At 56.9% G+C, this 11,520-nt stretch carries 11 protein-coding genes; 4 read left to right on the forward strand and 7 right to left on the reverse strand.

Features of this window, described 5'->3' with window-relative positions; genetic code table 11:
- The first annotated feature begins 335 nt into the window (after positions 1-335).
- Positions 336-1,574: a plasmid replication protein RepC gene (gene repC / locus RHIZ70P_RS22355; protein WP_115672770.1), complete on the forward strand. Its 1,239-nt coding sequence runs from the start codon at positions 336-338 to the stop codon at positions 1,572-1,574.
- Positions 1,575-1,623: 49 nt separating this feature from the next.
- Here the strand turns inward: repC and RHIZ70P_RS22360 are convergent, their stop codons facing one another.
- The 4 genes from RHIZ70P_RS22360 to RHIZ70P_RS22375 all read right to left on the reverse strand — a co-directional run bounded on the left by RHIZ70P_RS22360 (position 1,624) and on the right by RHIZ70P_RS22375 (position 3,993).
- Positions 1,624-2,166: a helix-turn-helix domain-containing protein gene (locus RHIZ70P_RS22360; protein WP_233109146.1), complete on the reverse strand. Its 543-nt coding sequence runs from the start codon at positions 2,164-2,166 to the stop codon at positions 1,624-1,626.
- 255 nt (positions 2,167-2,421) lie between these two features.
- Positions 2,422-2,844: a hypothetical protein gene (locus RHIZ70P_RS22365; RefSeq protein ID WP_115672772.1), complete on the reverse strand. Its 423-nt coding sequence runs from the start codon at positions 2,842-2,844 to the stop codon at positions 2,422-2,424.
- On the reverse strand, positions 2,841-3,287 hold the full coding sequence (locus RHIZ70P_RS23375) for a hypothetical protein (protein ID WP_235842320.1): 447 nt from the start codon (positions 3,285-3,287) through the stop codon (positions 2,841-2,843). The genes RHIZ70P_RS22365 and RHIZ70P_RS23375 overlap by 4 nt, the downstream gene beginning before the upstream one ends.
- Position 3,288: 1 nt before the next feature.
- Complete coding sequence (locus tag RHIZ70P_RS22375) at positions 3,289-3,993, reverse strand: ParA family protein (protein ID WP_115672774.1); 705 nt, start codon at positions 3,991-3,993, stop codon at positions 3,289-3,291.
- Between the two features lie 547 nt (positions 3,994-4,540).
- Between RHIZ70P_RS22375 and RHIZ70P_RS22380 the strand changes: the two genes are divergently transcribed.
- From RHIZ70P_RS22380 to RHIZ70P_RS22390, 3 genes are read left to right on the forward strand one after another with little or no spacing between them, the layout of a single operon-like run.
- Positions 4,541-4,942, forward strand: a complete 402-nt coding sequence (locus RHIZ70P_RS22380) for a DUF6290 family protein (RefSeq protein WP_102022180.1) — start codon at positions 4,541-4,543, stop codon at positions 4,940-4,942.
- 3 nt (positions 4,943-4,945) lie between these two features.
- Positions 4,946-7,423, forward strand: coding sequence for a relaxase/mobilization nuclease domain-containing protein (locus RHIZ70P_RS22385; protein WP_115672776.1), 2,478 nt, complete (start codon positions 4,946-4,948; stop codon positions 7,421-7,423).
- 6 nt (positions 7,424-7,429) lie between these two features.
- Positions 7,430-7,642: a hypothetical protein gene (locus RHIZ70P_RS22390; protein ID WP_115672778.1), complete on the forward strand. Its 213-nt coding sequence runs from the start codon at positions 7,430-7,432 to the stop codon at positions 7,640-7,642.
- Between the two features lie 7 nt (positions 7,643-7,649).
- Here RHIZ70P_RS22390 and RHIZ70P_RS22395 read toward each other — a convergent pair whose 3' ends face one another.
- The 3 genes from RHIZ70P_RS22395 to virB10 form a co-directional block, all read right to left on the reverse strand.
- The gene (locus RHIZ70P_RS22395; RefSeq protein WP_115672780.1) at positions 7,650-9,737 is read right to left on the reverse strand and encodes a type IV secretory system conjugative DNA transfer family protein; all 2,088 of its coding nucleotides are present in this window, start codon (positions 9,735-9,737) and stop codon (positions 7,650-7,652) included.
- Positions 9,734-10,756, reverse strand: a complete 1,023-nt coding sequence (virB11, locus tag RHIZ70P_RS22400) for a P-type DNA transfer ATPase VirB11 (protein ID WP_113460371.1) — start codon at positions 10,754-10,756, stop codon at positions 9,734-9,736. The genes RHIZ70P_RS22395 and virB11 overlap by 4 nt, the downstream gene beginning before the upstream one ends.
- The coding region (gene virB10 / locus RHIZ70P_RS22405) for a type IV secretion system protein VirB10 (protein WP_147294054.1) at positions 10,737-11,520 on the reverse strand (784 nt) is incomplete at its 5' end. The genes virB10 and virB11, both read right to left, overlap by 20 nt.

The raw sequence follows: 11,520 nt of genomic DNA on the forward strand, positions 1-11,520 counted from the left end.
GGCCGCATGAAGAGTAATTCGGCTGGAACTACGGTCTCAATCCCGAAGCAGGAACGCGCTTTCGCGCGCTGGCTGGCGGACCGAATGCCTGATCTTCTAAACGAATACAACAATCATTCCGATCCAACTCACCAAGAGGTGTGATCGAGACACTCGTTAATTGGTCAAGAGGAGAGACCGCGACAAAAGAAAAAGGCCCCCAAAACGTTTCCGTCATGGAAGCCTCTCTCAATTCCTAGCAAGATCGAGAATCGCATTTCCATGAATCCCAGTCAAGAGTCTTTGGCATCGTTTTGGTGAGCGGATTTCTTTTGCCTGAAGAAAGGTGAAGGAATATGCAGACGGGAAATGTGACGACGCCCTTTGGGCGGCGGCCGGCTGTGCTTGCTCTTGTAAAGAGGCAGCTCCAGACGTCCGAGACGAAACCAAACCGCCCGGTCGAAAAATGGAAAGTGTTTCGCGACGCCTGTGAGGCCCGTGAACGCCTTGGCCTCCAGGACAGGGCGCTGACTGTGCTGGACGCATTGCTGACGTTTTATCCAGAGAGCGAGCTCAACTGCGATAGTGGATTGGTGGTCTTTCCATCCAATGCCCAGCTGTCTGTCAGAGCGCACGGCATTACCGGAACGACCTTGCGGCGGCATTTGGCTGCCTTGGTCGAAGCCGGGCTCATCCAGCGCAAGGATAGTCCGAACGGCAAGCGCTACGCTCACCGTGACAAGGGTGGCGATATCGAGCAGGCCTTTGGATTCGATCTTTCTCCACTTTTGGCTCGCGCTGCGGAACTTGCAGCACTGGCACAGGAAGTCGCTGCTGAGCGCCTGCAGTTCAGACGAACTAAAGAGGCGCTGACTATCTGCCGGCGTGATGTACGCAAGCTAATTTCCGCCGCGATGGAGGAGGGGGCTGACGGCGACTGGGAAGCCATCGAAGACATGTATGTCGGCATTGTCAGCCGACTTCCCCGCAATCCTGACCGTCGCCAGGTGGAGGCAATCCTCGACGAGATGCAGCTTTTGCGCACCGAAATCCTCAACCTTCTGGAAAATCAGTTAGATTCTCAAAATATGGACGGCAATGCTGTTCAAAATGGCTGCCACATACAGAATTCAAAACCCGAATCCATCTATGAACTTGAACCTAGCTCTGGAAAAGAGCAGGGCGGAGCCGTCGAGCTGGAAGTAGCACCCAAAGCGGTTGCTCAGCCGTTGGCAAAGCCGGAACAGATGAAGGCGTTCCCGCTGTCGATGGTCCTGAAAGCCTGCCCGCAGATTTCGGACTACGGGCCCGGCGGCACGATCTCCCATTGGCGCGAGCTGATGGGCGCCGCGGTGGTGGTACGATCAATGCTTGGTGTTAGCCCGTCGGCTTACCAGGAGGCTTGCGAGGTGATGGGGCCGGAGAACGCGGCGGTTGCCATGGCTGCAATCTTGGAGAGGGCAGGGCATATCAATTCGGCAGGTGGATATCTCCGCGATCTCACGCGCCGGGCGAGGGGAGGGGAGTTCGGACTGGGACCGATGCTGATGTCGCTGATGCGTGCAAATGCGAACAGCGATCGGAAAACGGGGTGAGGGACGACGCGTTCCTAAATGGCCATCACTTGACGGCCCTTTCCGTTCTTCAATCGTCTGTCGGGGTATCGACCTTGGATGATTTTCGACCTGGTGGCCGGCCAGGGGGACGGCCTTTCCTGCTGACTCTCGCCGCTTTTCTAGTCAGTCGTTGGCGTTCGGCCTCAGCTTGTGCTTCGGCCTCCGCTTCCGCTTTTTGCCGAGCTTCAAGAACATCCTTAGGCGTCAGTTGGCCAACTATACCGATCAAACTGCGTATGGTGTCATGCGGGAGGTCATGAATGAGTCTGAAGAGTTCAACACGATCATCGGCCTCTTCAGGATTTTTACCGTAGAGATGAGGTGCAGCGGCATGAATCATCTGCATCGGCAGGAACCCAAGGAGCTCGGAAAGGTGAATCATTCGAGAGACGGTCAGTCGCGAAATGTTCAGTTCGTAGCGGCTGTAGACCACTCGAGCGAGACCAGCCAGGGTCGCGAAATCACTCTGGGTCAGACCAGTTTTCGCGCGTTCATCGAGTAGGAATGCGGAAAGTTTTGCGTCGATCTCGCCGAAGCTGACTATGCCGTCGAATCCCTCCTTGCGGTACAAGGGTCTCTGGAAATCTGGATCTGTAGTCTCAACCAGTTCCCTTGATTTGATATAGTCGGATAGATTCCGCACAGTCGGTATTCCCTCAGTCCCCAAATCCGCCTGTGGCAGATATCACGCACCATAACGTGCCATTAAGACACTGTCATCCTGCGCGCCAGTTACAAAACCCTAACAAAAGTGGGGGGAATGAATGCCAGGATGCTGATCTCCTCGATATAAAATCCGCAAGCCAGGGCGCGTTGTCCATCACCCTCAAGATCCAGCGGGAGCATTCCTGTTCACGGCTTTCGCAGCGATCAGGTTCCAGCTATGGGCGCTGGATTGAAAGACGCCTTCGACCGTTCTTTCTTCGGAGATCCAGCTCAGCTTCACGCGCATTTCACAAGCCAAGGAAAGCTGGTCGATGCTGATGCACCTCGTGATCAAAATCTCAGACTTCGGCCCAAATGTCTCAAAGTCCCACATCGCAAACCGGAACAGCTCCCGTTTCGCGTGTTCGGTGGTTGGCCAATCAGCTTGTTTGACCGGCTCGGCTGGAGAAGAACCAATAACAGGCATAGTCCTCTTTATGGACTGAATGTCGATCCCTGCCTTCTCCGCTACTTCAGGGTTGATCAACAATCCAAGGGTGGTGCCCACGGCCACCCCGGCCAGAAATCGAAGGTCGAGGATCAATAACCATTATCCTTCAGGAACTGGTCGATTGCGGCCTTGACGATCACCGTCATTTTTAAGTCGTTCTCAGAGGCTGCGCGCTCCAAGCGTTTCTTGGTGTCGTAATCAAGAGGGCAATTGACGAAGTGCTTGCTCTCGCGCGCCTTGTTCTGCTTGAGCTCCTGCAGTCGTATTCTGGACGCCTCACGCTCCAACGACTTGGTCGTCGCTCTCTCCCGGCGAGCCTCCGGTGAGGGCAAAATCAAACTTGATCTTGGGGGCACGTGAACGGCTGGTACCTGAGCGGGAGCTTCTTCGACAGCGACCTCGTCCGGTTGATGGCTGGCGACCGCGTTTTCTGCTTCGTTGTCTATAGCCGGCTGCGACATTGGGTTGGGTACATTCCCCCGGGAGCGTCGCGGTGCAACGGGGAAATCAGATATGCTGGAAGTTCCTTTAGCCATCTTACGACCTCTTCTGCTCGTTCGGCAGGAAACGTTCAATTTCTTGCATCAAGGCCATGACCTCGCTCCGGGCCTTTTTGACGGAGTCGCTTAGCTCCAGCATTTGCAGCGTCCCATATCCAAGTCTGATGTCGCGGTATGGGTTTCGCTCATAAAGCTCAGTGTCCAGGAGGTATGAATCATATCCCTGTTCCTGCAAGTTTGCGATGAAGGGGCGGATCAGGCGGTAGGCTTCCAGTGAACGCCCCGGGAGAGTAATCCGGGTTCTTAAGTTGAGATGTGGAATGTTTCGCCCGGTACGATCGCAGGCGTCAGCCACGTCCATTGCTGCCTGGCCAGCAGCAAGGATCTCGTCTTGGTTTGGCTGGATCGGCGTCATAACGATCTGCGAGCCGGCGATGATCGTGTCCCGTAGCACGGTGTCTTGACCGGGCGAGTCGATCAACACGACGTCAAACCCGGCGGTTTCGTTCTCCAGAATATGCTGAAGTGATACGTTGGTTACCGCCGTGCGAAGCTCAATGCCGTCTGGCCTGTTGTCTTTAGCCTCGGAACGCGACCACCACTCATTCAGGTTTTGCCGGCCATCGGCATCGACCAAGAGCACTTGCTTACCATGAAGCGCATATTCTCCAGCGACCAGGATTACGGCGGTTGTCTTGCCCGCTCCACCCTTGCCGCTTACCAGCGATATGCAGATTGTCATGCGCGATCCTCTCAGTCTAACGGTTCCCCCGCCCCCTAGCGATCCGACGTGGGTTCAATCGGCACATCAGTATCGTCGCTAAGATTTTCACATCGAAGCAAACCTAACATGTGTTCACACGCACGTTAAGATCAAAACATGCGTGTGAACGCACGTTTTAGGACATCGATAAGACCACACGAGTTAGTCGTGTGGTTTTTACAAGTGTCTGGGTCGAGTGGTGAACCCCGGAGCCGCGTGAGGCCTCACTTGGCGCTCGCACGGAAGGCGCAAGGGCGAAGAGCGAAGCGTCCCTTGTCACCTCGAGTACGAGGGACAAACAAAGGCCTTCAGAAGCGGTTTTGGCGGTGAACCCTGGTGAGCGTTCCAACGGAAAGAGTGCGAAGCGAAGTGGAGCCAGTCGGGAGGTGGAATTTGGTTGAAATTATGAGATAGTGCTTTAGGTTAAGAGTGGCAGGATACGCAAAAATGTTTTACATTTTGCATTGCGATCGTGGGACAAGCCCACGATGACGGTCGCAAGGCTCCGGGAAGGCTTAATTGACTGATGGGTGAGGACACGATCGAAGTGCCGACAGCCAAGCAACGCAAGGGGCGTCTAATCAACGTCCGCGTCAGCGATGCAGAGCATTCGGCTATCGAAGAAGTGGCCAAGTCGGCCGGCATGAGTGTGTCTGCTTTTTTCCGTTCGCTGCTCCTCGAGGGTGCTGGCGTTCGACCCATTTTGACTGCTGAAGACAGGTTGATCATGGCCGCGTTGCTCGAAGACATGCGGATGATCGGCATCAATTTGAATCAGGTCGCCCGCTCCCTGAATGCAGGAAAGGGTGTCCATCCGTCAGAGCTGGACATCAACCTTGGCAACGTCCAGCGGATTCAGGCAGCTGTAATGAGTGAGCTGCGGACACTTTCGCGCCGTGCCGGGCATGAGCGCCGAGGCGAGGTGTAGGCCGTGGAGTTCTTTTTCGGCACTTTCACAAGCGAATGGGAGCAAAGGCGCGCGGCGCTATTGCACGAAATGACGCTTGGCGGCCGTGGGAGCGCTGTCGAGGAAGAGCTTGAGAAGAGACTGAAGAATCTGCAGCACCAGGTTGGGATGTCGAAAGGCGGCTCGGGATCTAGGGGAGGCGTGAGGACTTCGGCATTCAACGTGTCATCCCCTTCGAGGACGATGGCTGCGGGTTCGGGTGCTATGCGATCAATGGATGTTCGTCTTGCGAGCGTTGCCAAAGGGAGCCAGCCAGCCGTGGTCAAACTGGCTTCCTACGGTGGTGGCGCCCGCGTCGGCTCGATGCTCAACTATGTTTCCAGAGGGGGGGAGCTGAAGGTTGAGAACGAGAACGGCGAGACGTTGCGTGACCGTGAGGAACTGGCGCGTCTCCGTGGCGACTGGGATCACCTTTTCCAGAACAGGACCGAGAGCCGCGATATCGGCGCGTTTAGCGTCGAGGTGAGCGTTTCCGGCGGCGCGGACCCGCATGAGCAGGTGCGGGACATTCTCAGCAGTGGCTTTGGTGATCGACGCTACGCTTACTCTGTCGAAACCCGAAACGATGGATCGCTGAAGGTCGAGGGCTATGTTGTTTTGCGCAGCGGGCAGGGCGAGCGGCTGACGGCGGACGCGAAGGCGGCCGCCATCGTTCAGGAGCGTTTCAACGCCAGCGCCGTTGCGAAAGAGGCCCCTGCGGCTTTCTCGTTCACAGGCTATGGCAACGGCGTGGAATACGGCGCTGCCAAGTTGCGAGACCTGATCGCGCAGCGGAACGACGTCCGAGACGATCGGGGTCGTTCGATTGCCGATGATAAGGCTGCGGGCGACCTGGTGCAAAAGGAATGGCGGGATGAGCTGCACAGCCGCAAGAGCCGTGACGTGATGCACGTGATCATGTCGGCGCGTGCCGGCACGGATGCTGTCGCGTTCGAAGGAGCTGTTCGCGACTTCCTGGCTGAGCAGTTTGCGGGCCATCGGTACGTATTCGCTATGCACGATCCGGAGAACGATCCGAAAGAAGCAGGGGAGGGGGGCAAGCGGCCGCACGTTCATGCCCATGCCATCGTTACCATGCGTTCGGAATCGGGCGATCGGATCGAGACGACTCCGGCCACCTTCCGGCAATGGCGTGAGGTCATGGCCGAGAAGGCGCGTGACCACGGCATCAATATGGAAATGACCGATCGGCGCGAGTTCGCTACGCCGCCAGCCTTCACGCGAAATCAGGTTCGCGCCGTCAGGCATGACGGTCGAACCGAGCATGTAGGCACCAGCGATCCGGCACAGGCGCGATATGACGCAAAGCGAGCTGGTCGACGCGTGGTGGCGACGAGCCAGAGGAGCCGCCAGTACATCCTAAAAGCGCAGGAGACCTGGCAGAAGATTGCAGTCAACGCCGGCGACACAGTGGTTGCGGCCTACGCCGCTCAGCATCGCTCCTATCTGGAAAACGGCCTTGCCCAAGTGGATCAAGCGCCTGCTGGTTCGGTCATTCATGCGGATTTTGGCGGTGATTACCGCTCCAATATGGTAGCAATCAGAGACATGTTGTCGGAGGCAAAGGACATGCGCGAGCAGACACGCCCAGAGTTCGAAGCGTACGAAAAGACGGTTGAAACGGCTCTGTTCAACCTTCAGCGCAGCGCTGGTTCAGAGGACCGGTCAGGCTTCGAAGAAGTTTCCTCCCTCGCTCGCGAGATTGTCGATCTGCGCAGGCAGATGCTCGAAATGAAGGAGCGTGGGCTTGATGAGCAGGATGGACGAAACGCTGCTGGCGACGTCTCCAGAGAGGGTGGTGCCGCGCCGGAAAGAACGGCATCTGAGGTGCAAGAGCAGACGAATGCTAACCTCCAGTGGGAGGCGGCTGTTGTCAAGCATGGAGAGGCTGTCGGCGAGGCTGGTCATGATGCGATGGCAAATGTGGAACACTATCGCTCCGGCCTTGCCCATATCGAAGCCGGCGAGCTCGGAGACGAAAACCGAGAGCAGTATGAGAAGGGCCTTGAGGCTTCGCTTCATCATGCAGCTCAACTCGCTGCTTCCGGAAACGGCTATCTGCGGGATGTTGCCAACGAGGATCCGGAACTGCGCGCGGAGATCGAGACCATCGAACGCAATGAAGAGCGTGGGGACGAAAACAAGTCAAACAAGCAGCCGATAACTGCGGATACTGCCGACGATCGCCAACGCGATCTCAGGGTGGATCTGGAAGAGGAACGTCCGATCGGGCAAGCGGAGCGTGAGGCTCACCAGCCCGCTGAGACGGTGGACGCTACTCATAGGCAGCAGAAAAGTGTAAATAGAGATTGGGAAGCGGCCCAGCGGGGCGGCGAGACCACTCGGACTGATCCCGCGCAACAGCACATTCCTCGTCTCGATGAGTTGGAGCGTGAACAGGTTGAACAGAGGGAGCGTAATCGGGACGACCGTGATCGCTAAAGTGTCATGCAGGACGGTAATCAGAACACCTACCTGGTGGAAGTAAACGATCCCAAGTCTGCCGACATCGTCGGCAAGATGATGGTGTGGGGCATGGTCTGCGTTGGGATCCTGGCGATCTTGATCAAGCTCTACGGGACCGTGATCGGCTGGTATCATGCTTCTGTGGCTTGGCTAACAGAAGCGGGTCAGTACGCAGCGAGCTTCTGGCCCTTCTGAACCTGAATTAGCGGTCGGCCTGTTCCATGATTGGATCAGGAACGGTCGCTGCGAATAGCTCTTCCAAGCTCTTCCTCTTGCGCGGTGATTTGCCTGCGGCTTCCCGTTCGACGACCTCCTTAAGGCGGCTAACCCGATCATTGTGCGCTTTTTCGATGTCGTTCTCTGAGACAGGTGTCGTGCGCTTTTCGGGAGCGGGCACAGCTGCCTTTGCAGGTTCCGGAGTACCCCCGGCGCTGACCTTCTTGTTGGCAAAGGCGGATGGATTCACAACACGAGCGGGCGAGGTGGAGGGCGCTGGCTCTTTTGGAGCCTCCTCCTGGTCAGGCGCCCGCGGCTCCTCCGCTTTCGCCTCAGTCACAGGCTTTATCGCTTCCGCTTGTTCAGCCTGTTCCTGGCCTGCATTGGCATAGGCTGGCGTGGTCGCTGGAACAGGTTTAGGTGGCAGATAATCGACAGTTGGAACGGTCGGTATATGCGTCTGAGAATAGGCCTCCGCCTCTTTGAAGGGCTGCGTCTTAAAGAAGCGCAGCTTGTCTCCAAAGATTGGCCGCTGACCCTCCACCAGCAAGATCATCTTGTTCTCGGGCATCTGGCGCACTTCCTGCGGCATCATCAGGTCCCGATCGCGAATTTGCTCGACCTTTGTTCGGCGCGGGAGGCCCATAAGCTCGATAGTGCGCGATTCAGACTGATATCGGATGGTTCTCTTGCCAAGCGCTCGGGAAGCATACTCTGCCGTGGCCTGGTCGTTGGCACCAAGGATGAGCTGATAGCCGCAGTTGCCAAGGAGCGAATGTCGGGACGTCTCACCATAGATCTCATCCAGGTTCTTCAGGTCCTGGATGATGAAGGCGAGCTTGATCTTATAGCCGGCCACATAGGGCAGCTTCGTCATGATCTCGTCCATGCGCTTCAGCTGGCGAAACTCATCCAGCAGGAAATAGACCGGCACAGAGTTGGGATCATGCTCAAGGGTAAGTATGTCCATCACCTGTTGAACGAACAGCGTCAGCAGCGGCCTAAGAAGCGTGATGTCTGTGATGTTCGGGGCAAGGTAGATTGTGATGGGGCGACGCTTCATGGATCGAAGGTCCATGTCGGTCATGTTTGTTGCGGCCACAACGCGTTCGTTCTTGAACGGCCTCATCGCCTTCTGGATATCAAGCAGTGCCGAGGCCGCGGCCCGATCCGAGAGAGACAGGTATGAGTTGAAGCTCTCCATCGTGAACTTCGACAGGTACGGCTCCTTCTCCTTGATGTACTTCATCAAGGCCTGCAGATCGGTCCCGCTGTTGAAAAAGGAGTTGATCTCGCCGAGGTTCCTGCGCCCTTTGTAGAAGGGGCTTTCAAGAACATAGCTGATGGCGCCGGCGAGAACCTGTTGAGCTGTGGCCTGCCAAACTGAATTCTCGGATTCGGTGTTTTCCGGTACAAGAATGCTGGCGATATTTTGAATATCAGTCGTGCGATTGCCTCGCTCCGGACGAACGAAATCCAAGGGATTATAGCTGTTGGTCGTCTCGGAACCCGGCGCGAACAAGAAGACCTGACTGCCGTTGCGCTTCCGATAGCCGGCGGTTGCCTTGTAGACCTCGCCCTTCAGATCCGTGACGATCATAGAGCCTTCGTGCATGAGAGCGTTGGGGATGACGTAGCCCGCGCCCTTACCGGAACGCGTCGGGCCAATAATGAGGTGGTGGCGATCGTCATACGCGCGAAGGACGTTGCTCCCGATGCGGCCGAATATGTGACCTCGTCTGCCAAACCACTTCCTGCGCCGAAGGGTTGCAAGATCCTGAAAGGCCGCATCACCCAATGGATTGCTGGTAGGTTTGAGTCCAAGGTAAGCAATGAGGCCTGATACGAGCAGCGCGGGCACTACGGAGCCGAGCGCGACTTTTTGAAGGGAAGGGGAGGAGCTATAGGCCCAGAACTGCTGTATTGGCGCGAATGGGTTTGAGGTGATTGTCGCCTCGAGGATCCTACCGTCACCGTAGAAGAGCTGAAGCCCCGCCCCGTATGCCAGCATCCAGACGGCAAATGCGATCAACAGGCAGAAGAACAGATAGAAGGCTTGTAGCCCCTTACTCATGATGCATCCCGTGCGAAGTAGATTTCGGAAACCCCGCGCTTGCCGCCTTCCCGCCTGAGCTGGATCACGATCGGAATGACCATTTGGATGTAGGACATCAGATCCTGCTTGGAGTAGCCGGCGGACATGCCTGACTGCTGCATCATCATGGCGAGCTGTTCATAGGCGCCGAGCGGCGTATCGGCGTGTACTGTCGACATGCTGCCCGGGTGGCCTGTGTTGATGGCGCGAAGGAATGAAAAGGCCTCAGCTCCACGAATCTCGCCAACAAAGAGGCGATCCGGCCGCATTCGAAGCGCCGATTCAAGAAGGTTTTGAATCGTCACGTTTGCAGTGCCTTGCCCACCCTTGGAGGCGATCAGGTGGACCGCGTTCTTCTGTGGTGGGAATAGCTCACGAGTGTCTTCAAGCGTCAGGATCCGCTCATTCAGTTCTACAGAGTTCAGGCACGCGTTCAGAAACGTGGTTTTGCCCGACGACGTGCCGCCACTGATCAGGATCGAAACCCGCTTCGTGATCGCCGTATGGATGAAGTCGTAGATCTTCTCCGCGCGTAGATAGGCGATCAGCTCCCGATCCACGTCGCTTAGGCCCCCGACAGCAACCGAGACTTTGTCGAGAGAGCCGTTGTCACGGTAGTCCTGCAGAGAGAAATTCTGCACAACCTGCTTACGGATCGTGATCGACCCACCGTCAGGTGCCGCGGGCGGCAAGACGACCTGGATACGTTCGCCGGTCGGCAGTGCTGCGCTAAGGATCGGATTAGCGGCGTTGAGGAACTGCTTTGTCGCTGCGGCAACCCGCTCGCCAATGTTCTCGATCTCGCGTGCCGTCAGAGCATCGATTTCATGATGCTCCATGTGATCAGCACCGAAACGCTCAACATAGACTTGGCCTGGCCGATTCACTGCAATCTCAACCACCTTCGGGTCATCGAGAAATTGCCTGATGGGCTCCAGAGACCGGTTCAGGAAATAATGAGGATCATGAGCGGTCGTGTTACCTACCATAACGTTCACGTTTGATCTCCTTCATCGCTTCCGTGACAGGATCGTCGTACATGGCGCTGAAATCGAGGTCCTGGCGAACATAGACAAAGATCCGCTCGCCTTGCGGTACGCTGATCGTTGGCGGGATCCTCAAGTTTTCGGCAAGGACCGTGTTCGCCATGTCGCTGAAGGTCTGCGCGATCGTTTCTCGCGCCAATTCAGCACCTCTTTCGGCGTCATCGTTTCCGGAGCTGGAGTCGCTACCGTATCCGGTTAGATAGCTTGCACCGCCTCCGACGATCGACAGCAAGATTGATGCGCCAAAGCGCTCACGGAACTTGTTGTCGACATGACCAGTCAGGCCCGATCGCCCGAGGCTGTCCGTGCCGATGGAGTTCAAGCGCACCGACACGCCGTCATTCCGGATCAGCCTCGTCCACACGACAAAGACCCGCTTCTGCCCCCGCGTAACTTCGGACTGATATTCCCCGATCAGGCGTGTTCCTGTTGGGATCAGGACACGCCGCCCATCGAAGGAGTAGACATCCTTGGATGTGATGGCCCGGACTTGGCCCGGAAGGTCGCTGACGATCGCCGTTTCCAAGATGCCGGGGATCAGCGTGCCCTCTGGGATCATGGCGTCGATGCGCTCAATCTGCCGGGCCTTGGCGGAACGGTCACCGATCGCACTCGCTGAGGACAGGTACTGGCTGTTGCGATCCTCGCCAGCGACGGTCAAAGGCGTGCCGCTGTTCGAGCCATCGAGCGAACCATTCGCGGATCCTCCCAGGTTC

Origin of the sequence: Paenirhizobium selenitireducens ATCC BAA-1503, assembly GCF_900492185.1 — a bacterium.
Lineage (GTDB): Bacteria > Pseudomonadota > Alphaproteobacteria > Rhizobiales > Rhizobiaceae > Allorhizobium > Allorhizobium selenitireducens_A.

What these genes read in the sequence shown, in the direction of transcription:
- RHIZ70P_RS22395 (WP_115672780.1), bottom strand. Translation starts at nt 9,737, where the DNA reads ATGAGTAAGGGGCTACAAGCCTTCTATCTGTTCTTCTGCCTGTTGATC.
- RHIZ70P_RS23375 (WP_235842320.1), bottom strand. Translation starts at nt 3,287, where the DNA reads ATGGCTAAAGGAACTTCCAGCATATCTGATTTCCCCGTTGCACCGCGA.
- RHIZ70P_RS22380 (WP_102022180.1), top strand. Translation starts at nt 4,541, where the DNA reads ATGGGTGAGGACACGATCGAAGTGCCGACAGCCAAGCAACGCAAGGGG.
- repC (WP_115672770.1), top strand. Translation starts at nt 336, where the DNA reads ATGCAGACGGGAAATGTGACGACGCCCTTTGGGCGGCGGCCGGCTGTG.
- RHIZ70P_RS22390 (WP_115672778.1), top strand. Translation starts at nt 7,430, where the DNA reads ATGCAGGACGGTAATCAGAACACCTACCTGGTGGAAGTAAACGATCCC.
- RHIZ70P_RS22375 (WP_115672774.1), bottom strand. Translation starts at nt 3,993, where the DNA reads ATGACAATCTGCATATCGCTGGTAAGCGGCAAGGGTGGAGCGGGCAAG.